Origin of the sequence: Chelativorans salis, assembly GCF_025336525.1 — a bacterium.
GTDB lineage: Bacteria > Pseudomonadota > Alphaproteobacteria > Rhizobiales > Rhizobiaceae > Chelativorans > Chelativorans salis.
This window is the reverse complement of sequence record NZ_JAOCZP010000001.1, coordinates 560,165-582,066: the sequence shown is the minus strand read 5'-3', so window position 1 is coordinate 582,066 and position 21,902 is coordinate 560,165. Positions and strand designations below refer to the sequence as shown.

General features: G+C 61.0%; 17 protein-coding genes. 10 read left to right on the top strand and 7 right to left on the bottom strand.

The features are described from left to right. Positions 1 to 64 precede the first annotated feature (64 nt). The gene (locus N5A92_RS02870) at positions 65 to 697 is read right to left on the bottom strand and encodes a cytochrome c oxidase assembly protein (RefSeq protein WP_260900329.1); all 633 of its coding nucleotides are present in this window, start codon (positions 695 to 697) and stop codon (positions 65 to 67) included. A gap of 300 nt (positions 698 to 997) precedes the next feature. Here N5A92_RS02870 and N5A92_RS02865 point away from each other — a divergent pair, with 300 nt between their 5' ends. After that, positions 998 to 2,473, top strand: coding sequence for an FAD-dependent oxidoreductase (locus N5A92_RS02865; RefSeq protein ID WP_260900328.1), 1,476 nt, complete (start codon positions 998 to 1,000; stop codon positions 2,471 to 2,473). 287 nt (positions 2,474 to 2,760) lie between these two features. On the opposite strand, the gene N5A92_RS02860 is transcribed toward N5A92_RS02865, so the two are convergent. Together N5A92_RS02860 and N5A92_RS02855 are read right to left on the bottom strand one after the other, a co-directional pair. Further along, complete coding sequence (locus tag N5A92_RS02860; RefSeq protein ID WP_260900327.1) at positions 2,761 to 3,555, bottom strand: pyrroline-5-carboxylate reductase family protein; 795 nt, start codon at positions 3,553 to 3,555, stop codon at positions 2,761 to 2,763. Positions 3,556 to 3,571: 16 nt separating this feature from the next. Then, entirely contained in the window at positions 3,572 to 4,198 is a 627-nt protein-coding gene (locus N5A92_RS02855) for a TetR/AcrR family transcriptional regulator (RefSeq protein WP_260900325.1), read from the bottom strand. A 124-nt stretch (positions 4,199 to 4,322) separates the two neighbouring features. Between N5A92_RS02855 and N5A92_RS02850 the strand changes: the two genes are divergently transcribed. The 9 genes from N5A92_RS02850 (at position 4,323) to N5A92_RS02810 (ending at position 16,946) form a co-directional block, all read left to right on the top strand. Then, the gene (locus N5A92_RS02850) at positions 4,323 to 6,359 is read left to right on the top strand and encodes an NADH:flavin oxidoreductase (RefSeq protein ID WP_260900324.1); all 2,037 of its coding nucleotides are present in this window, start codon (positions 4,323 to 4,325) and stop codon (positions 6,357 to 6,359) included. 380 nt (positions 6,360 to 6,739) lie between these two features. Next, positions 6,740 to 7,921 carry an acyltransferase family protein gene (locus tag N5A92_RS02845; protein ID WP_260900323.1) on the top strand — a complete coding sequence of 394 codons (1,182 nt, stop codon included), beginning with the start codon at positions 6,740 to 6,742 and terminating at the stop codon, positions 7,919 to 7,921. 19 nt (positions 7,922 to 7,940) lie between these two features. Next, the gene (locus N5A92_RS02840; protein ID WP_260900322.1) at positions 7,941 to 9,044 is read left to right on the top strand and encodes a glycosyltransferase family 2 protein; all 1,104 of its coding nucleotides are present in this window, start codon (positions 7,941 to 7,943) and stop codon (positions 9,042 to 9,044) included. A gap of 1 nt (position 9,045) precedes the next feature. Further along, positions 9,046 to 10,083, top strand: a complete 1,038-nt coding sequence (locus N5A92_RS02835; RefSeq protein ID WP_260900321.1) for a glycosyltransferase family 2 protein — start codon at positions 9,046 to 9,048, stop codon at positions 10,081 to 10,083. Between the two features lie 5 nt (positions 10,084 to 10,088). Continuing rightward, the gene (locus N5A92_RS02830) at positions 10,089 to 11,873 is read left to right on the top strand and encodes an ABC transporter ATP-binding protein (protein WP_260900320.1); all 1,785 of its coding nucleotides are present in this window, start codon (positions 10,089 to 10,091) and stop codon (positions 11,871 to 11,873) included. A 546-nt stretch (positions 11,874 to 12,419) separates the two neighbouring features. Next, on the top strand, positions 12,420 to 13,925 hold the full coding sequence (locus tag N5A92_RS02825) for a lipopolysaccharide biosynthesis protein (protein ID WP_260900319.1): 1,506 nt from the start codon (positions 12,420 to 12,422) through the stop codon (positions 13,923 to 13,925). Further along, the gene (locus tag N5A92_RS02820) at positions 13,922 to 14,830 is read left to right on the top strand and encodes a polysaccharide pyruvyl transferase family protein (protein ID WP_260900318.1); all 909 of its coding nucleotides are present in this window, start codon (positions 13,922 to 13,924) and stop codon (positions 14,828 to 14,830) included. The genes N5A92_RS02825 and N5A92_RS02820 overlap by 4 nt, the downstream gene beginning before the upstream one ends. Further along, positions 14,827 to 15,837 (top strand): glycosyltransferase family 2 protein, encoded by a 1,011-nt coding sequence (locus N5A92_RS02815; RefSeq protein WP_260900317.1) that lies wholly within the window; start codon positions 14,827 to 14,829, stop codon positions 15,835 to 15,837. The genes N5A92_RS02820 and N5A92_RS02815 overlap by 4 nt, the downstream gene beginning before the upstream one ends. Positions 15,838 to 15,866: 29 nt before the next feature. Further along, on the top strand, positions 15,867 to 16,946 hold the full coding sequence (locus tag N5A92_RS02810; RefSeq protein WP_260900316.1) for a glycosyltransferase: 1,080 nt from the start codon (positions 15,867 to 15,869) through the stop codon (positions 16,944 to 16,946). Positions 16,947 to 16,989: 43 nt separating this feature from the next. Here N5A92_RS02810 and N5A92_RS02805 read toward each other — a convergent pair whose 3' ends face one another. The 4 genes from N5A92_RS02805 to N5A92_RS02790 all read right to left on the bottom strand — a co-directional run bounded on the left by N5A92_RS02805 (position 16,990) and on the right by N5A92_RS02790 (position 21,832). Continuing rightward, complete coding sequence (locus tag N5A92_RS02805; RefSeq protein ID WP_260900315.1) at positions 16,990 to 17,832, bottom strand: hypothetical protein; 843 nt, start codon at positions 17,830 to 17,832, stop codon at positions 16,990 to 16,992. 982 nt (positions 17,833 to 18,814) lie between these two features. Next, positions 18,815 to 20,383 carry an exodeoxyribonuclease VII large subunit gene (gene xseA / locus N5A92_RS02800; protein ID WP_260900979.1) on the bottom strand — a complete coding sequence of 523 codons (1,569 nt, stop codon included), beginning with the start codon at positions 20,381 to 20,383 and terminating at the stop codon, positions 18,815 to 18,817. 79 nt (positions 20,384 to 20,462) lie between these two features. Continuing rightward, on the bottom strand, positions 20,463 to 21,284 hold the full coding sequence (locus N5A92_RS02795) for an APH(3')-II family aminoglycoside O-phosphotransferase (protein ID WP_260900314.1): 822 nt from the start codon (positions 21,282 to 21,284) through the stop codon (positions 20,463 to 20,465). 95 nt (positions 21,285 to 21,379) lie between these two features. Continuing rightward, a complete protein-coding gene (locus N5A92_RS02790) occupies positions 21,380 to 21,832 on the bottom strand; it encodes a DUF1772 domain-containing protein (RefSeq protein WP_260900313.1) in 453 nt (150 codons plus the stop codon). Positions 21,833 to 21,902: the final 70 nt, after the last annotated feature.

The following is a 21,902-nucleotide window of genomic DNA, read 5'->3' as shown; positions in this document are numbered from 1 at the left end:
GACCGCCAGCCAGAAAAGCCCCTGACGCCAAGTTAGGTCACGTGGAGCTATTCTGACCACGGCTCTACCCGTCAAAGCGCCAGTCTGGTGATCGTTCGGTCGAGATGAGCCAATGGCGGGCAACAAGGATACTGCCGAGCACATAGGTGAGGGGACAGACGATCAGCATCAGCAGGCCCGCCATCTGCTGGTCGGCGAGCTGGCTAGCCATCGACGCGGTGGGCTCATGTCCCGTCAGTCGATAGAGCGGCCTCGGAGCGAAGAGGAGGAGAACGCCGAGCAGGCAGAACAGTTTGCCGCTAACGAGAAGAGCTCCGATTGACCCCCAGGGCGACCGTGCCGCGCTGTAAATGATGGAGATCCAGAAAAAGAGCGCCGAGAGCAACAGCGATATGTGCATCACCACACTGAGCGACGAGCTTGAGGCTGCAGCGGCCAGGATCGCTGGAACGTGCCACACCCAAAGAAGCGCGATCTGCAAGGCTGCGGCGGCGCTGAGAAAGGTCAGATGAGGCAGGTAGCGCCAGTGAATGCGGTACAATGTATACGCCAGAAGCGGCGCCAGTAGATTCATCGCCAGAATGTGCATCGTCATATGACTGGTGAGTTCGCCGCTCAACATGAACAATGAACAGAAACCGAACCCTAATGTTCCTTCTAAGACAGCAGAGATATGCGACTGCGCGATGTGAACCACCCAATGTCGGCTTCATAAAGCGCTGCTACAGGCTGTTCTGGGCTCAACAGACGGCATTGGTGCGTGAATGCGTGGCGATTGGCCTATGGCGTGTTGAGACATCGAAGTGGAGTGCCCTGCCACCGTTATGGAACTCGCGATGGCATTCGTTGTTCGGGAGACGGGACAGATTCTGGAAGGGAAGCACCCATGGCGTTCGCCCCTGACCGCAAAGCCACGATCGCAGACATGATCGAACAGGCAAAGTCGCGTGTGATCGCCGCCACGGATCTCGACGAAATTCATGAGAGTGGATAGCCGATGCATGCGTTATCGGGAAAACCAGCGTGCTGCTGGATCGAGAATGCCGAAGCGACGAATTATCCGCCCCTCGACGGCTCCATCCATGCCGAGACGGTGGTCGTAGGCGCCGGTATCGTTGGCCTCACCACAGCTCTGCGGCTCCTCGAAGCGGGGCGCTCCGTCATAGTGCTTGAAGGTCTGCGGGTGGGTCGGCAGGTCACAGGCCGTTCGACAGCCAAGATCACCACGCAGCACCGGCTCATCTACCGAGATCTGATAGACACGATCGGGATCGAACGCGCTCGCGATTATGCGGAGGCGAATAGTGCGGGTGCACAACAAATTAAGAGCTGGATTCCAGAACACGGCATCGCCTGTGACCTCGAGGCCAAGCCCGCCTGGTCTTATACGCGCGATCCGACAGTTCGAGAAAAGATTGAGGCCGAGGCAGAGGCCGCGCAAAAACTGGGCCTCCAAGCGGAGGTGTTCGATCGAGCGCCGCTGCCGTTCGATACGGCCTGCGGGCTTTGTTTCCCGGATCAGGCGCAGTTCAACCCGGCCCGATATCTGATCGGGTTGGCGGCTGTTGTGAAGGCGCGCGGCGGGCAGATTTTCGAAAACAGCCGCGCGCGGATGACCGATGCGGCGAGCCGCTGGCGTGTCGTCACCGATGGCGGCACCGTGCATGCGGAGAACGTGGTGGTGGCGACGAACATGACCGTGAAGAGCCCGGTCGGCATGGCGCACCGCACACAGCCGCGTAGCCACGTGGCTATGGCCTTCCGTATCGATGATCCCGCGGTCGTCGACGGCATGTTCATCAGCATCGAGGAGCCGACGCGCTCGCTGCGCACCGGTCGCGATGCCCATGGCCCACTGCTGATCGTACTAGGCCCGCATTTCAGGACCGGACAGGATGGCAACGTGGCGGCCCGGTTCGTGGAGCTGGAAGACTGGGCACGTGCACACCTGCCGGTGGGTGATACCCTTTGGCGTTGGTGCAACGAAGACTACGACACGGCCGACCGCGTGCCCTATGCGGGCGCGCCGGACGTGGAGAAGGCGCCGGGCTTTTACATCGCTACCGGCTTCAATGCCTGGGGCATAAGCAACGGGACGGCCGTCGGCATGATGATCGCCGATATTATCGCCGGTCGCGCGAACTCCTGGACCTCACTTTACGATCCGACGCGGCCTTATCCGGACGATTTCCACAAGAGTGGGGACAGCCAGTCATATGTCCAAAGCCTGGACGAGATCGAGCCGGGCCAGGGCGGGGTAATTGTTCGCGGCGATGAAAAGATCGCGGCGGTGCGGGACGAAACCGGCGCGCTCCGCACATTCTCCGCAAGCTGCACCCACAAAGGCTGCACACTCACCTGGAACAATGCTGACCGGACATGGGACTGCCCCTGCCATGGTTCGATCTTTGCCGCTGACGGATCGGTGATCCACGGCCCGGCACGCGAGCCGCTGCCACCGGTCGAGCAATAGATTTTGCAATGCAATTTGCGGCAGGCGACCGTTCCAGGCTTCCGCAGGCGAACTGCGGGTGTGATGGAATCTTCGTCTCCAGGACTGTTCAATGCTTCGCCGCCGGTATCAGCGCAATGACGCCTATGCGCTTGTAGAGGCGACCTTCGGCATCGTCGCAGGTGTGGCCGTCATCACTGCTCTAGGTAGCCTCGCATCGCCCGCGTGACGGTCGAGGTGTCGCGAGTATGCCAGGTCACCCGGAGCAAGTCCCTTTGTTCGATAGAAGCATGCCAACGCTGGCAGGATCAGGACTTCTGTCCCATATCCACCGATTTCTTGAGAGCCTTAGCAAGGCCGGAGCGGACGGCGGCATCGAAGCCGGCGTCACGCACGGCCTCGATGGCCGCCGCCGTCGTGCCGCGGTAGCTCACGAATGCTTCCACCATGTCAGTAGGGCATTCTTCGTGACGTTCAATCAAGCGGCCAGCGCCGATGAGCACGGCATTGACCGCGCGGCGAGCGATCTCCGGATCAAGGCCACGCGCGAGGGCGTCATTCATCATAGCTGCCGCCAACAGTGCGGGAAACGCAGGGCCCGAGCCGGAAAGGCCGGTCAGATAGTCGAGGTCGTCTTCGCTGCCCACCTCGTCCGCCGCGCCGCACGCATCGAAGATGCGGCACACGGTTGCGCGATCGCGGTCGTCAAGATCGGCTGAGGCGACCCAGGGGGTGTAGGATTTTGCGACCTCCGCTGCCGCATTCGGCAGCGCCCGAACGACGCGCTTCGTCTTGAGTTGGTCGGCCAGCTGGCTCAGCCGGATACCGGCCATAACCGATATAACGAGCTTGCCGCCGGCATTGACTAGGAGGGAGGGCCAGTCAGCCGGGCGCACCGAAACGATGATCACATCCGATCGGTCAGCGAGCTCCTGATTGTCCCGGGTCCAGCGAACGCCCTGCAAACGCTTCGGCCGTTCGCTCCGGTAGGACAATATGAGTTCCTCGGCTGACACCGGCCCCGCGTCGATGATCGACTTGGCGATGGCCCCGCCCAGCCATCCGTTTCCACCAATTACACCAATCTTCAACACGTCGCTCATACCGGCCTCGCTGCTGCTATCCGGAATAGCCATGCCGCGCGAAGAAGCGGTCGAGTTCTCTCTGCTCCGGCGCCTGACTGGTGAAGATTTCCACGTATTCAGGGATGCGTTTCATGCGGACGGAGAGATCTTCCTTCGTCTGCATCGAGATGTATCCGATCTGCACCAGATAGATTGTGCGTGCCCGAACATCGGCACGTGACTCGTCTTGTCCAAAGCGAATGAACATCCGCGCCAGGGCGTCGAGGCGTTGCTGGTCGGCCTTCTGGACCTCAGCCAGTATTCCAGATGACTGGAGCGCCCAGCTCCTGATCGCAAACTCGAATTTCGAGTCGAAGAGCTCGCTGTCGAGCCAGCAGTCAAAGACATTCAGCATCGCCTCCGCAATCGTCTCGGCATATGCTTCCGTTCGTTCGATGAGGTTGCCGGTGTTTTTTTCGCGCCAACGCGCAACGAGGGCATCAAGCAGTTCTTCGCGATCCTTGAAGAACCAATAAAAGCTCGTTCGCGACAGATTGAGCTTCTTTGCCAGCGGCATGATTTTCACGGCATCGATGCCCGATTCGAGCAGCGACTCGTATGCCGCCCCCAGCCAAAGATCTGGGGAACCGCGCCAGCCACTTTCGTTCGAAGTCTGCTCCATGGGATATTCTCCTGCCCGAAATGTACATATATGTCAATCATAGGTTCGCGCATGAACTCTGAATTGACACATATGTACATTCTCACTTATGCTTCCGGAGAATGTCCAAGTCGGAGCCAGGCAGATGTCGAACGACCCACTCCTTCAGCCCTACCAGCTCAAGCATCTTACGCTGCGCAACCGCATCATCATGACGTCGCACGAGCCGGCTTATCCGGAGGACGGGATGCCGAAAGGGCGCTACCGCGCCTATCACGTGGAGCGCGCCAAGGGCGGCGTTGCCATGACGATGACGGCGGGTTCCGCGGCCGTTTCAAAGGACAGCCCACCGGTCTTCAACAATCTCCTCGTCTACAAAGACGAGGTAGTGCCGTGGATGAAGGATATGACCGATGCCGTGCACGAAGAGGGCGCTGCGGTCATGATCCAGCTCACCCATCTCGGCCGCCGGACGCGCTGGGACAAGGAATTCTGGCTGCCGGTCGTCTCACCATCGCATCATCGCGAGGCGTCTCACCGCGCGTTCCCGAAGAAGATGGAAGACTGGGATATCGAGCGGATCATCAAGGACTACGCCGATGCAGCCGAGCGCATGAAGGCCGGCGGCATGGACGGCATCGAGCTGCAGGCCTACGGGCACCTGATGGACCAGTTCTGGTCTCCGCTGACGAACGAACTCGACGGACCTTACGGCGGTTCTCTCGAAAACAGGCTACGCTTCACCTTCGACGTCCTAAGGGAAATCCGCAAGCGCGTCGGCCCCAACTTCATCGTGGGTGTCCGCTACACGGGCGACGAGATGCTCGAAGGCGGATTGGCCAAGGAGGACGGCCTGGAAATCTCGAGGCGGCTCAAGGACAGCGGCATGGTCGACTTCCTGAACGTCGTCAGGGGGCATATCGACACCGATGCCGGCCTGACCGACGTCATTCCGATTCAGGGGATGGCCAATTCCCCGCATCTGGACTTTGCGGGTGAAATACGCGCGGCCACCAATTTCCCGACCTTCCATGCCGCGAAGATCCCGGACGTGGCAACGGCGCGCCACGCCATCGCCTCTGGTAAGCTCGATATGGTCGGCATGACCCGCGCCCATATGACGGATCCCCATATCGTCCGGAAGATCATGGAGAAGCGGGAGGACGAGATCCGACCCTGCGTGGGCGCCAACTACTGTCTGGACCGGATCTATCAGGGCGGCGCCGCCTACTGCATTCACAATGCGGCCACCGGCCGTGAACTCACCATGCCACATGAGATCACCAAGGCCGACCGTCGCAAGAAAATTGTCGTCGTCGGCGCGGGGCCGGCAGGGATGGAGGCGGCGCGGGTTGCGGGCGAGCGCGGCCATGAGGTGGTCGTCTTCGAGGCGGCGAGCGACCCCGGCGGTCAAATCCGTCTGACCGCACAGAGCGAGCGCCGTCGCGAGATGATCAGCATTATCGACTGGCGCATGGCACAGTGCGAAAAGCACGGCGTCGTCTTCCACTTCAATAGCTGGGCGGAAGCCGAGAACGTTCGGGCCGAAAAGCCCGATGTCGTCATCATCGCGACGGGCGGCCTGCCGCACACAGAGGTGCTGAAGAAGGGTAACGAGCTCGTCGCTTCCTCCTGGGATATCATCTCGGGCGATGTAAAACCCGGCAGCAACGTCCTCGTGTATGATGATGCGGGCGACCATGCCGGACTGCAGGCAGCCGAAATCCTTGCCAATTCCGGGGCGAAGGTCGAGATCATGACGCCCGACCGTTCGTTCGCGCCAGAGGTCATGGCCATGAACCTGGTGCCCTACATGCGTACTCTCCAAAAGCTGGACGCCACCTTCACGGTTACCTATCGCCTGGAGGCGGTTGAGAAGAACGGCAATCAGCTGATAGCCCACGTCGGCAGCGACTATGGCGGCGTTGCAAAGCAGCGCACGTTCGACCAGGTGGTCGTCAACCACGGCACGATTCCGCTGGATGATGTTTACTTCGAGCTCAAGCCCGCTTCCACGAACCTCGGCGAGATGTCGCATGAGCAACTGATCGCCGGCGTTCCGCAGTCGACTGGCCGCAACCCGCGAGGCGAGTTCCAGCTCTTTCGCATTGGCGATGCCGTTTCGGCGCGCAATACGCATGCAGCAATCTACGATGCGCACCGCCTTCTCAAGGATATCTGATCTCCAGGAAGGCGCGGGCCGCAAACTGCCCACCTATCGGTAGAGGAAAACAGTTTCTCAATGAAGAGTTAGAACCAATTTCGCACATTAAAACGAAAAATTTCTGAGCTTTTATGAGCAAAATCGGCGAGATTTCTGAAGTCAATTCATCGCTTTAATTGCGAATTCTTCATTCATTGTGTCAAGTAAAACTCTATTTCACCATGTCCAAAAACATGACCAACTTTGCCATAGCTCGGGCTTATTTGGCAACGCATCCTCGATTTTGCCTTCGGACCTATGAATATTACGAAGTCGGCCTGTCGAAAAGGTGGTGATCGGCTGCGCGTTCAGATCAGGAACTGATGCGATCAGGTTCTGCATGCTGAGGGGAGCAATTAATGTCGAATGGGCGCGATCGGCAGCTTGATGGGCTGAGGGCAATCGCCGTCACGATGGTGCTGTACGCGCATTTTTTCTCCACCAACGATTCCTATTGGGGCCACGTCGGTGTGCGCCTGTTCTTCATCCTCAGTGGTTTCCTGATCACCCGCCTCCTCCTGGACGCGCGTTCAGCCGCAGAATTTGAAGCTTTGCCCGCCCTCGGCTCGTTCTATATTCGACGGGCTCTGCGGATCTTCCCGCCATATTTCGCCATGTTGGGGTGCGTCTGGCTGCTCAGCCTGGAGCAGTCCAGATGGGTCCTCCTCTGGCACGCGCTTTACATTTCGAACTTTTGGTACGCTCTCCAGAATGACTGGACGCCGTGGGTCCTGGTCCACACCTGGACGCTGTCCATCGAAGAGCAGTTCTATGTCGTTTGGCCTTTGCTCATCCTGCTGGCGCCGCGCCAATGGATCGAGCGGATCTGCATAGCCGTCATCGTCCTGTCGTTGGCATACCGGTTCTATTGGCCCTTCACAGGGACGCCTTCGGCTGCGCGCGATGTCCTTCCCCCGGCGTCGATGGATGCGCTGGGGGCCGGGGCATTGCTGGCGGCTTATCGGTCTCATGCCGTGGGCTGGCCCCAATGGATGCGGTCGGCCTGGGCACCCCTTGCGGTCGCTTTCCTCCTGTTGCTGTCGTTCAGATCGGTCCAGCTTACGCCGACGCAGGATTGGATGCGCTGGATCGGAATGGAGGTATTCCCCCTCGTGCCGCTGGTCATGGTCGTCGGGCTCTGTTCGGCGCGGATCGAAGGCTACGCCGGCCGTCTATTGGAGGCGCGGCCGTTGGTCGCTCTCGGCTGCATCAGCTATGGCATATATCTCTATCACGGTCTGGTGTTGGCGCTGGTCGTCAAGGCGCAGCCCTGGCTTCCGGTCAACGTCGCGGAACAGGGGTTCGGCCGATTCGCGATCGCGGGAGCTGGAACGCTGATGCTCGCTTCCGTTTCCTGGCTTTTTTTCGAGAAACCGATCAACGCGTTCAAGCGCCACTTTCCTTACGTTGCCCAGGGAGACCGCAATCCCACGACGATATTCACCAGATGGCTAGGCAATGCGCACGACCGGAGGAGTGTGGCTGTGCCGCACGGTCCGATTGAGCGCACCAAGGCCGTTCCGGACCCTGATACTCGATGAACCGATCTAAGGCTGAACCATGTCCGCCCCATTGGTCTCTGTTCTGCTACCCGTCTACAATGCCGAACCCTATCTGGCCGCTGCGCTGGAGAGCGTCCTGCGCCAGGATTACGAGCGTCTGGAAATCATCGCCATCGATGACGGCTCGACCGACCGTTCAGCATACATTCTGCGGCAGTACCAAAAGGCCGATGGCCGAATTTCGATCGTCTCGCGTGAAAACCGCGGTCTGATTGCGACGCTGAACGAGGGTCTTGCCCTGGCCCAAGGCGATCTCATCGCCAGGATGGACGCCGATGACATAGCCTATCCTTCGCGCCTTTCGCGGCAGGTTGCAGCATTTGCCCAACAGCCTCAGTGCGCAATCTGTGGGTCGGGCGTCGACACACTCGTCGGCGCTCGCATTGTCAGGGGCACGGCCGATCCGATCTATCAGCTCTGCAGCCTGCGTATACTGTCGATGTTCTTTACGATCTTCATCCACTCGACCGTAGTCTACAACAGGCGGGTCATACCGGAGAAAATATTGAGATATGACCCGCGCTATGTGCACGCGGAAGACTTCGATCTCTTCAGGCGCATCGCCGATCGCTTTCCGGCGACGATGATCGAAGACAGCCTGATCGCCTACCGTATCCACGACGGCAGCGTTTCAAGCAGGCACAGGCGCGAGATGCGTAGAACGCACCTGGCGATCGTCACCGAAAATCTTGAGCGGGAGGCTACTGCCGTTGTCCCCGGCACTCTGTGCGACATCGGTGAGGCGGTGACGCCGGACACTGTTCGTCGGGCCGCTGACTCCATCCTCGCGCTTGAAGGCTGGGTCGCAACCCTGCCTGCGGAAACGCGACCGAGCTATGAGCAAGGAACGCTGAACCTCTTCTATTTCATCTACCAACTCATCAGCGACGAGCAGCGGCCGGAACTGACGCATGAGTTCCTGAGCCGGGCGCAGAAATGGGGGCTCATCCGGCGCCGCGAGAAGTACGGGTTGCTGGTTGGAGCCTATGCGCCATGGTTGAGCCGCGTGTCGACCGCGGCCACCAGACGGGTGGACGCGCTCTCGCGACACCTGCAATCAGTGCCCGCTGCGGCTGTCCTTCCCCGCTATCACATGAGCTAGAATGACCGCCGGACCTATCCCACCCACGTTACGGAGCAGCACAGAGGCGTTTGCCCCAGAAGCCGCTTACCCGGCGACGACAGACGGACCGACGCCGCTGGCCAGCTTCATTGTCTGCACCCGCAACCGCGTCTCGTCACTTGATGTCTGCATCGCGTCAATTCAGGCAGCGTGCCAATCTCATGCTGCCATTACGGCCGAGCTCGTCATGATCGACAATGGCTCCACGGACGGCACTTCGGAATATCTGGCCCGCATCGACGCAACGTCGAACATCGCAGTCACGATCATTTCGGAGCCGCGTCCGGGGCTGGCTGCCGCTCGCAATGCCGGACTGAAGAGCGCCCGTGGTCGCATATTCGTCTTCATCGACGATGATTGCGAAATTCACCGGGACTACCTCCGCGATTTGGAGCGGCACTACGCGAGCGGCGATAGCTGCGTTATCCGAGGCGGCCGCGTCGAACTCGGAGATTCGGAGGACCTGCCATTCACTATCAAACGCTCGCCGGTGCGCGCTCGGCTCACCCGCGAGGTTCATCCGGGCGGCTTCGTACTGGGCTGTAATATGACGATGCATCGCGAGGTTGCGGCCCTCGTGGGAGATTTCGACGAGCGCTTCGGTGCTGGCGGCCCGCTACGCTCCGCAGAGGACACCGACTATCTCGTGCGAGCATATCTGCTCGGCATCCCGGTGGAGTATGTGCCCGACATGACCGTTTTTCATCATCATGGCCGAAACGCCCGCCAAGCCATCGAGACGCTTCACCGAAACTATAGCCTTGGTAATGGAGGACTTTGCCTGAAGCACATCCGCGATGCGCCCTGGCTGCTTCTCCACTTCTACTGGACTGTGCGATCGGCTTTCAGAGAACTTATGGGCGGCCCACGGTTCGATTCCGAACTGCGCCTGTCTCATTGGTCGATCGTGTCCATGAACATGCTCGGCGCCGCAAAATTCGTCGGCCTGCTGATCGCAGGACGGCCAGGGCGCGCAGAGGTACGACAGGTCCAACAGGCAACCGCTGAGGTGAGGTGACCGTCATGTTGCGATTGGTATTGCCGGGATTGCCGGTGCTGCGCAACGCGCTGGGGGGACATTTGCGTCTCCTTCCGGCCGTGGTGGTTCTAGGCTTGGTCGCCTCCGCGCTTGAAGGTGTCGGCATCGGCCTGGTCATTCCCATGCTAAGCATCATCGTCGGTCACGACGATAGCTCCCAGATGAGCAGCTTCTCCGCATTCTTCCAAAAGGTCGGATCAGGGTTCGACAATGGTGAGCGGCTGATCGTAATTTCCGCCATCATCGTTGCGTTGATCGTGCTGAAGAACATCCTGGCGTTTTCAAATACCGTACTCACGACATTCATCTATGGCAAAGCGAGCCATTCCATCCGAAGCGCCCTGTCGGAACAACTCTTGAGGGTAGGCTATCCATTCTTCCTGCAACAGGATCCTGGTCGTCTGCTCAATATCATCTCCAACGAGTCCTGGCGTGCCTCGGATGCGGTTCAAACTGTTCTTGGGGCGATCGTGAACGCCTCGGCTGCAGTCATTCTCTTGGCCTTCCTGCTGCTCCTTTCCTGGCAGATGACACTGCTGGTCGCGTTCGGTCTGGCCGCGGTCCAACTCGCGCATGCCGTTCTGTCGGCCAGCCTGAAGGCCCCCAGCCGCAGCGTTACCTCGCACAACAGCGCACTCGCATCGAGAATGCTCCACCTAGTGCATGCCGGACAGCTGATCCGCATTTTCGGTCAGGAGCAGCGTGAAAAGGCAGTGTTCGACGGAGCATCGGACGCTGTTCGCCGAGCCGGCTTCGTCCTACAGACCCGTCAGGGTGCGCTGCCGCTGCTGACGGAAGTGCTCCACGCGATGCTCTTCCTGGGTGTGGTCGTGGGCGCCTGGTTTGTGGGGGTGAGTTTCCCGGTGATCGTGGCGTTCGTCGTCCTCCTCTACAGGCTGCAGCCGCACATGCGGTCTTTGCAGACTGCCTGGAGTCAGTTGCAGGGCTGGAGTGGGTCGATGGAAGAAGTCAGATGGCTGCTGGACTCGTCGGACAAACCCCAGCCGCCCGAGGGCATCATCCCCTTCCACGGCCTCAGGCAAGGTGTGAAGTTTGATGGCGTGACGTTCCGGTATCCGGATTCAGGCTCCCGCGCGGTGGTGCTGCATTCCGCGAGTTTCGAAATCCGCAAAGGCCGCTCGACGGCGATCATCGGCCGCTCCGGCGCTGGCAAGACAACGGTCGTGAACCTCCTATGCCGGTTCGTGGAACCGGATGAGGGCGTTACCCTCGTCGACGGCCTCCCGCTAAGCCAGATCGATCCTACCCAATGGCGAAGTCAGATCGCGCTCGCCAGCCAGGAGCTCGAGCTTGTCGATGGCACCATTCTGGAAAACATCACCTACGGCCAAAAGCAGGCCACAGCCGCCGAAGCCGAGCGTGCTGCAAAATCGGCCGAGGCGCATGAGTTCATAGAAAAACTGCCCCAGGGATACCAGACCGTGGTCGGCTACCGGGGCGTCAATCTATCTGCGGGGCAGCGGCAGCGGATCGCGCTGGCAAGAGCGCTGGTCCGCGATCCCGACATCCTGATTCTGGATGAAGCCACCAACGCCGTGGATGGTCTCTCCGAAGCGGCAATCGTCGAGACGCTAAGATCGAGAGCCGGCCACCGCACGACGGTCGTGATCAGCCATCATCGCAGCACCATTTCGTTCTGCGACGATGTCGTGATCCTGAGCGGCGGCCGCGTAAAGGGCCAAACCCCGCTCGCCGATCTGGCGTCCCTGAGCATGGACGAGCTCTATGAGCTCCAAGGGGTCGATTGATCAATGGGAGGTATGTTGCTGCAGCCTGCGTGGATGGCATTATTCTTCACTTTTTATACAGGCGTTACACAAAAATTGCTCAAATTGGAAAGTCGTTACGATGCCGCTCTCAGTAGATTCTAATAACCGTCATGATCGACTCAGAATTAATTTTCGCAGTTGCTTGACCACGCGTTCGGTGGCATCGTATGTTGCGTTGCAGCATTGTGGCGTCGAGGCGTCCGTTTGAAAGTGAGCGCTGACTGGAACGGGGTTGGCGCGCGCGGGCCACGCAGGGCGGTCATGCCTATAGTCGCTCGCTGCGACTTCGACCGTAAGCCGACAGAAGCAGAGGCTGGGGGCAGATCTGGAGCTGTCATGAATGCGAAACTCGAAAGCAACCGCACAAAAGCCTGACTTTGAGCTTCTGACCAGGGATATGTTGCAGGTCAGGGTGAATACCTATGCCGGTAGAAAGCCCGAGAACGGCGCACAGGTCGCCGTGGCGCGGCGGCCCGGGAACAATCGGCTGCCGGTGTTGGCAGCGAGCCGCTGAAGGAACAGAGCTTGCTGGATCGTAGCGAAAAGAGCCTCGAACAGGAAGAACAGATTGTCTACGGCCGTCTGCGCAGCGGTCGTACACGTGCAGCCGTTCATGGCGTCTTCTGGTCGGCGCTGAGCGGCTTTGCGCCAGCGGCGGTCGCTGCGGGTGTGTTCACTGTCACCTCGCGTTTCCTCACACCCGCAGAGTTCGGTCTGGTCGCGCTGGCGGCCAGCATCGCTATGCTGGCGAGTGCTGTCGCCCCGGCGGGGTTTGGCCAGGCCCTCATTCAGCGCGAGGATTTGGGGCGGCGGCATCTCGATTCCGTATTTTGGCTCTGCGTCCTCGTCGCACTTGCCATCTATGCTGGGCTCGTTCTGGCGGCCCCTGCGCTCGCCGGTTTTCTGGGCGAAGACGGCTTGGCGCTGCTCCTGCCGGTCATCGGCTTGCGCGTCATATTCGATCTTTCATGCGTTGTACCGAATGCGCTTCTTTCGCGCGCCATGGCGTTCAGCAAGATGGCCATGCGCACGACGATCGCCTCGCTTGTTTCAGCAGCCGTCTGTCTTTGCCTGCTGGCCTTGGGATACGGGCTTTGGGCGCTGGCGCTGTCGCAGCTGGCCTCGTCGGTTGCCATATGCGTGGGCACCCTCCTGTCGGTCGACTGGCGGCCTGGTCTGCGCTTCGACCGGCGTGCTCTCAGCGAGCTTGCCCACTACGGCATGTTCGCCTCGGGCCACCGGATTCTCCGCATGATCAGTTTGGACCAGATACTGATCGGCAGCCTTCTGGGCACGACGGCGCTCGGCATATACAGTTTCGCGCGGCGGATATTTAAGATCCTCAACGATCTCATCGCCGGTGCGCTCAACGCTGTTTCCTATACACTGCTCTCGTCGCTGCAGAGCGAGCACGAGAAGCTGAAGGAGGCATTCCTTTTCGCGACCTTCGCTTCCTCGGCGCTCTCATTCCCCGTGTTCGTCGGGCTCGCCATCGTTGCCGGCGATCTCATCCCGGTGCTTTTCGGCGCGCACTGGATCGAGGCCATACCTGCCCTTCGCAGCTTCTGCGTCATCGGACTGCTAAGCTGCATCGGGATCCTCCAGGCTTCGCTGATCAACAGCCAGGGTAACGCGAACTGGTGGTTCTATTATATGGCGGCGAAGCAGGCTGTGACCGTGCTGGTGATCTTGGTCTTCTACCGCTTTGGCGTTTCCACGCTTGTCTTCGCCATTGCCGTCCAGATCTTCCTCATGTGGCCGGCCGCCGTCTGGATGGTGCTGAGAATACTGAAGATCGGCCCCTGGACCTATCTGCGGCCCTTCCTCGCCCCCGCGATTGCCAGCCTGGCAATGTTGGTCGGAGTGCTCGCCCTCCGGCAATATATGGCTGAGGATTCGGCATATCTGCGCCTTGCCGGCGAGGTCTCATGCGGCGCGGTAATCTACTGCGCGGTGCTTGCCATCCTCGACAGCCGCCGGATATTTCAAATGCGCGACCTTGTGCTGAAGCGGGGAGCGGTGTCGGCATGAAGCTCACCTACTTCAGGGGTCACGTACCCAATTTTGGTGACGAGCTGAACACCTTTATGTGGCCGCGGCTTTTGCCGCAGGGCTTCCTCGACGAAGATGACAGCGAACTGTTCCTCGGCATCGGGTCGATACTCTGGGAGCACTATCCGAAGGAACCGCGCAAATACGTTTTCGGATCGGGATATGGCGGGTATGCACCGGCACCTGATGTCCACGACGGCATGTGGGATGTGATATTCGTGCGCGGCCCGCGAACGGCCGCCCGGCTTGACCTGCCGCTATCCAAAGGCATTTGCGACAGCGCGGTCCTCATCCGTAAACTCGACTTGCCGCCGGCAGGTGGAGACATTGGCATCGCCTTCATGCCGCACTATCACAGTTTTACGCGCGGCCATTGGCCGGAAGCCTGCGCGGAGGCGGGCATTCGCCTGATCGATCCTCGCGATGATGTGGAAGAAATCATCAGCAAGATTCGCGGCGCCCGCATGCTGATCACCGAGGCCATGCATGGCGCCATCGTCGCCGATGCCTTGAGAACGCCTTGGCTTGCGGTCCGCCCGATACACGCTCAGAATGCCGCCAAATGGTCCGATTGGGCAGAATCCCTCGAATTGGACTTGAGCCGACATCCCCTCCAGCCGTCGAGCCTGCTTGAAGCCTATGTCAGTGCGACAAAGGGCCGGCGGTACTATGGAGGCCGTGCAAAACAATTGGGTCGAAGTACACTTGCCAGGCCGGCAAACAAGGTCTTGACCCTCCTTGCCGCACGGCATTTGAGAAAGCTGAGCCGATGTGAACCACAACTGAGCCGCGACGATCGTATCAACGACGCATGCGAGCGTGCGCACCAGGCCGTTGAGGAGTTTCTTAGATCACGCGCTTCCGTCATGGAGCACAGGCCATGAACATCAGGATCGCCGTCGTCATCCCGTATTTCCAACGGGAATCCGGTATTTTGCGGCGTTCAGTCGAGTCGGTATTCGCACAGGAACTGCCGGACGGCACCGATGTGAAGATTGTCATCGTCGACGACGAGTCGCCGCTTCCTGCGAAAAAGGAGCTTTCCGATCTCACTCCGCCCGCTCCATACAGCATTGTCGTGTTAAACCGAGGAAACGGCGGACCAGGGGCGGCGCGGAATACGGGGCTCGACCATCTGGATCCGGCGGAGACGGACTATGTGGCCTTTCTCGATTCTGATGATGTGTGGTTTCCCGACCATCTCCGTCACGCGGTCGCTGCGCTTGCCGGAGGAGCGGACTTTTATTTCGCCAATAGCATGCACGACGGTGTCACGTCGTTCTCCTACTTCGACTACATGACGAAGAACCACGATGTCCGCGTCGGCGCGGAACCCGAGTCGCGGTCCATATCAGGGCATCAGGCGTTCAATGAGTTTCTGGTTCACTGCATTCCGCACACGTCCAATGTCGTGTACGGGTTTCCGCCCCACCGTGATGTGCGCTTCGACGCCAAACTGCGCCGTACCGGTGAGGACCAGCTTTTCTGGATCACGCTCGCAAAGCAGTCCAGCAGGGTCAGCTATTCCACTGCTGTCATGGGAGCGCGCGGACGGGGCGTATCCGTTTACCGGGAAGCTCTTGCATGGGACTCGGTCAACGCGCCCGACCGCCTGATCGACGGGCTTGTCTTCAGGGACAAGCTTGCCACCATATTCGATCTGGATTCGACACAAAGGAGGCTGAGCGAGCAAGAAGCGCAGGAGACGCGTGATCATCTGGTGTTTCTGTGCCTCAGGAACCTGCGCTACAGGCCGCTTAGCACCCTGCATGCAGCTCTAAGGATCTCACGGGAACTGCCCTCCTTCTGGCTTCACTTTCCAAAGACCTGCCTTCGCGTTCCAGCCCACTATCGCACGTTCAAAACCCAGGCAGCCATTCCGCAACCCTGACCCGGTGGGCGAACAGGATGAGGACCGCTTTGAAGATAGTTTTCGCGAGTGCACATCCCTATCTCCCGCAGATCGCCGGCGGTAGTCAGTCGAATACCCACGAAATGGCGCGGGAACTTCTTGCGCGCGGCCACGAAATCGGCGTCCTGGCCGGGTTGACGCGCGACGGCTGGATCGGTGCGCGCGGTCGAGTGATGATGAAGCTGTCGCGGCGCAAAGCCGTCTGCGACCACAGCCAGGGCTATCCGGTTCACCGTTCCTGGTTTGCCTGGGAGGGGGCGGGGGACGTAGCGCGTTCGGAGGCGCCCGATGTTGTCGTGGCGCAGTCCGGCAAGATCCTGCGCGTTGCGCGGGCCTTCCGGGACATGGGCCTGCCGACGGTCATCTATCTTCACAATGTCGAGTTCGAGGATCACGGGGAGCCGATCGAGGATTTCGGCGACGCCGTCTTTCTTGCCAACTCGCAGTTCACCGCCGACCGCTATCAAGACGCCTTCGGGATTCGTTCGACGGTGATAAATCCGCTTTTCCAGCCCGAGCGCTACCAGGTCCCTTCGCGCCGCGAACGGGTCCTGTTCGTGAACCCCCATCCGCTGAAGGGGGTCGATCTCGCCATCACGCTTGCACGGGCATGTCCCGATATCCCCTTCGATTTCGTCGAGAGCTGGACGCTGTCGGAGGACCAGCGATCGGCACTCATGCAAAGCATTGCTGGACTTGGAAACGTCACGCTGCATTCGCGGACGGACGATATGCGCGAGCACTACGGCCGAGCCCGCGTCGTTCTGGTTCCCAGCCGATGGGAGGAGACCTGGGGGCGTATTGCCTCTGAAGCGCATTACAGCGGCATCCCTGTTCTCGCCACGCAGATCGGCGGGCTGGGTGAGGCCGTAGGACCAGGCGGTATCCTTCTGCCACCGCGAGCGGAGCTATCGGAATGGACCGCGGCCCTGCGTTCTCTCTGGGACGACTCGACCCTCTATGAATCTCTCTCCCAGGCCGCATTGAATTACGCCAAACGTCCTCAGCTCGATCGTGCGCGGCAGATCGATCGGATGGAGGAGATATTGACGACAGCTGCCGACAGGCGCGCAGGAAAGGCCGCGTGAGGCCGGCCCACGACGGATCGCTTCATCGGAAACAGCGATCCCTTCATGCGCTCTCGAGCATCCACCGATAAGGCGTCGTCCCGATCATCGCCTGTAGTTCATCGTAGTTCTCGATCATGTCTTCAAGCGGATCGGGGTTGGTCTTGCGCAGAAGGATATCCGGCTTGCCGGGCTCCAGCCCCATAAACGCCATCACCTTGCGGTAGGCGACGAACGGGTCGTCGCTTATGTGTTCCTCGTAATTGATTTCGCAGACCTGCTTGCCTGCGAGGAGTCGGTCGAGACGCTCGTGCCCTTCTTCGATCATGCGGATTGCATCGACCAGGTCGAGATGCCTGGCGCCGAGCGGAATCCTGTGCAGGTCGAGACGGAAGCGCCTCTTCTGCTGCTTCTGGTCCGCGCGAATGTGAAACTGGCCGGTATCGCGCAGGACGACGCCGGAAATCAGCCGGCGCAGGATGTTCTTCCTTTTGAGGACGACACAGCGCTCGAATCCGAGCTCGGACAGCGTGTCCACGTAGCGCTCCAGATCGAGGCCGATCACCTTCAGATGATGCTCGTCGAGAAACTTCGTCTCGAAACCAAACATCCGATTGCGCGCCTCGCGCATTTCGATCCGCAGGACCTTCAACGGATCCTGGGGAAGAGAATAGCTGCCGGACCCGACGGCTTTCATGTAGCGGTCATGCTCCCTCTGGAACACCTCGCCAGCCCAGTAGATGCGTCGGTGCTGCTGCAGCATACCAACAAGCACGGTGCTACCGACGCGCCCGACATGAAACATGGCGACGTTCCCGGGGCGAAACAAACCAAGCAGCGGGTTCAATACGGCCTTGGCGTATCTGCGCGTGTGATGGCTGATGGAGGGTTGGAGAAGTTCCGACATGGGCGCGCCTTCCTGCGTTCAGCATGGTACTCGTCACGACTCGGCAGCCCCTCCCACACCGCGCGCACAGCGGCAGCGACCCTTCCCGGCCTGCACTGGCTCGTCCGGGCGCCTGACGGGACCGGCTATCGAGCGCTGGCCACGTTGGGCCCGGAATGACCGATTATAATCGCGGTCGCGGGAATTGCACCCGCCTTGTCGGCAAATCGAAGCGGCCAAAAGGTGTCGCGCCGATGCAGAACCATCGGTACCGCTTCTCCAGAATCCACATTGGGAAATGGTTTCGGCAGGTACGAAGGCCAAGCCATACTTATCCGTTGCCGCGCTTCTGCCGAAGCCGGGCTATGTCAAAGAACGTGGGAAGCGGGGCGCGTTGTCCGAGCCACTCTATTTCTTTTTAAGGCGCGTCCAACGCGCCCCGCCGGAGTCTGTCCCGGCGGTCGGCCGGTCACCCGGCCCCCCGCCCTTCCCGGCTGCACCCGATTGGGGGCTTTACCGGGCCGGACGGGAAGCCTGGCGGCTTCTCCGCAATGCCGGCGACGCTGTCTGTAGCGCCTCCGGCACCGCCGGCCTGTCGCGGGCCCTCAGGCCTCCGGGCACCGGCAGCCCGAAGGGGGAGGTCTCCGCCGCCCTCCCTGATCCCCGGTCCGGACCCGGTTCCCGTAAGGGCGATGGGGCTATGATAGGGGCGGCTTGGGCAGGGGGGCGAAAATTCCTGCGAGAAAAGTTTGCAGGTTGTGGGGGATCAATAGGTTAGTGGGAAATTTGGTCGAAATTTATCCCCCGCTTGGATAGCCTGCATCTTGATGGGGGAGAGGAAAGGCGCCCGTCATTGCAGCCACGGTTCCTCTACCCCACGATGTGGAGCCCGAGACGGAGTGGGGGAGTGGCGCTGGCGCGGTCGGCAGCCGCACTGCTGGCGCGGCATTCTCCGATGTGGTCTCTCCGGTTAGGCACCGTCTCCAACGCGCACCTGGTCTGCCTAGAACAGAGAGCCCTGCTTTCCAGGCTCTTTCGCCGGCGGGGAAGACTTGCTTGGACGCGGGGCGCCCGCTGGTTTGCCGGTGGCGACGGCGCCGGCGCTGCCGTCGGAGAATTGCAGGTGCAGTTCCTGGCCTACCCGCAGATCGCTGGCCCGCTTAAGCGGCTTGTCCTCTGCATCGCGCACCAATGCAAAGCCGCGCTCCAGAACCTTCTTGTAGGATAGCGATTCGGCGAGCCGTGCCGCCTGGTCGTAGGCAGCTTTCGCGCGCTCGAGCCGCAGAAGGGCGGCGCGGTCCCGGCGGCCGGTGGTGGCCGCCAGCCTCTCTTTCAGGCGGCCGATGCGCTCCAGGCTGGCGCGCGGGCTGACGCGTGCGGCATCACGATCAAAGCGGGCGCGGCGGTTTCGCACCAGGCCGAGATAGACGATGGGCAGGCGCTCGCCGCACTGGGTGGCCCGCCGCCGTGCCTCGACGAGGCGTCGGTCGAGTGCCGTGATCGACAGCCGCAACCCGTCGAAGCGCAGTCGTTTGCGCTGGGTGGCGCCGCCCAAGGCACGCACCAGCCGTCCCGCCGCCTCGTCGAAGCGCCGGCGCGGCAGGGCGAAGAGCTGGTCCGGCGACGGCAGCGCCCGCGAGAGCGCACGCAGGCCTTGCCGCCGCCGCTCCAGATCCCGCGAAACCGCCCCTTTGAGGCGCGCCGAGAGGCGGGAGAGGCCAGCCTCGAGCTCCGCCTTTACCGGCACCGCCATCTCCGCCGCCCCGGTGGGTGTCGGCGCGCGCCGGTCGGCGGCGAGGTCGATCAGCGTCCAGTCGGTCTCGTGGCCGACGGCGGAGATGATTGGTATTTCAGAGGCGGCGACCGCCCGAACTACCGCCTCGTCGTTGAAGCCCCACAGATCCTCCAGGCTGCCGCCGCCACGGGCGACGATAATGACGTCCGGCCGGGGGATGCCGTCGGCTGGACCAAGCGCATTGAAACCGGCAACGGCGGCCGACACTTCGCCGCCCGTCGTCTCGCCTTGCACCCGGACCGGCCAGACGACCACGTGAACGGGAAAACGGTCGGTGATGCGGTGGATGATGTCGCGAATGACAGCACCGGTGGGTGATGTGACGACGCCGATGACGCGTGGCAGGAAGGGCAGGGGCTTTTTCCGCTCCTCCGCGAAAAGCCCCTCGGCCGCCAGCTTGCGCTTGCGCTCCTCGAGCAGGGCCATCAGCGCCCCGGCGCCGGCCGGCTCAATGCTGTCGATGACGATCTGGTATTTCGACGAGCCGGGATAGGTGGTCAGGCGGCCGGTCGCCACCACCTCCAGCCCCTCCTGTGGAGGAAACTTCAGCTTGGAGAATGTACCCCGCCAGATGACTGCCTCGATCCGCGCCCGCTCATCCTTCAAGGAAAAATAGCAGTGGCCCGAGGCATGCTGGCCACGAAAGCCCGATATCTCGCCGCGCACGCGCACATGGCCGAAGGCGTCCTCGACCGTGCGCTTGAGCGCCTGCGAGATCTCGCTGACGGAAAACTCGGCGATGTTGCTGAGCGAATCGTCTTGTCTTGCCCTGTCCATGCGGCGATTGAGCCCCTCGCGCCGGGCCCGGTCAACCCCGCGGCCGGCCATTGCGCCGAGATCCGCTCAACCGGCTGAGCTAAAAGAACTCGTCCAGCAGCCGATAGAAGGTCAGGCGGTCCATGTCGGGTTCGAGTCCGTAGCGCTTGAAGAACGGTTCGAGCCACCGGCTACCCAGATTGTGAGATATGCTCCAGCCTGCCAGCGCCAAGTCTTGATGGACGTCCGCCACGCCGAGGCGACCGCAGTCGACAAAGCCGGCGAACCGGCCGGCATCTGCCAACAGATTCGGAAGGCAGGCATCACCATGGGCCACCGCCAGCCGCTCGCCGGAAGGCCGCCGCTCCAAAAGCTCATGGAAAAGCTGGCGCGCGGTGCTGCCGAGACGTTCCGCATCGAAATCCTCTTCGTCCACCAGCCCTGCTTCCATCCGCAGACGGGCAAGGTCGATCCGCTGGTCAAGAGTGTGGTCGAACGGGCAGTCCGTAACATCGAGGCGATGCAGTTCTCTAAGCGCATCAGCGGCAATTTCGGCGATTTCTTCGGCATCCATATGCGGCGACGAGGCCAGGTCACGGCCGGGGATTGCCGTCACCAGAAGCCAGGTGCGGTCATTTGTCCGCGCTTGAGAAAGAATGGTCGGGCAAAGGACACCCCTTTCTGCAAGCCATCGGAGGCGCGCTGCCTCACCCGTGAGCTCGGCAAACGGGCCATCGGCCTCGACCTTGACGAATAATGTCGGGCGCTCCTCGGCGGTGAGCCGGAACACCGCGGCCTCCGAGCGGCCGATTGTCTGCAAAGTCCAATCGTAGCCGCTCAACTCGGCTTTCCAGGATAGCGGCGCCTCCAGAGGAGCACGTCCACTCTCCGGCTGGCCAAACCGATCGTGGTGCCTGTGCATCACAGGTTATCCTCTCCGCAGGCAAGCCTCCATGGCTGGAGGAAAAGGTTGCTATCACAGATCGAGTTGGAGGCCGAGAGTCGGCCGATGGAGGCTCAGCTGTCCGACCATGTCATGGTCGATATCACCGCCGAGACAAGCCCTGCAAATGTGATGACCGCGTTGATGGCATGCATGGTCTCCCACTGCGTTCTGAGCGCTTGCCAGTTCTTCGGTGCGGTCGTCCAGTTGTGGGTGGCCTGGTTGACTGGAAACACCCAGATGAAGAAGGTGGCGAGCGTCGTCAGAAGCAGCAGGAAGGAGGCGGTGGCGAACAGGAATGGAGGCCCCTGCGACCGACTCAGGATCGCGAGCGCGAGCGTCGTGGCCAAGGCTCCGATCAGCACAAATCCCGCCAGCGCCCACCCCCTGTAGATCTGCTGGACTGTAAGGTACTGTTCCCGGTCCATGCCGATCTTGTTGGGAAGCTCGATCAGGTGGGCGCCGCCCGGCACGAGCGCCAAGGCTATGAGGATGATCGCCAGGAACTGAACAGTTTTGATGGCCATAATTGGTCTCCTCCTGCGCGGGGAGCCGGCATGGCCGTGCAACCGTTCTTTGCGGGTTATGTTCCAGTCG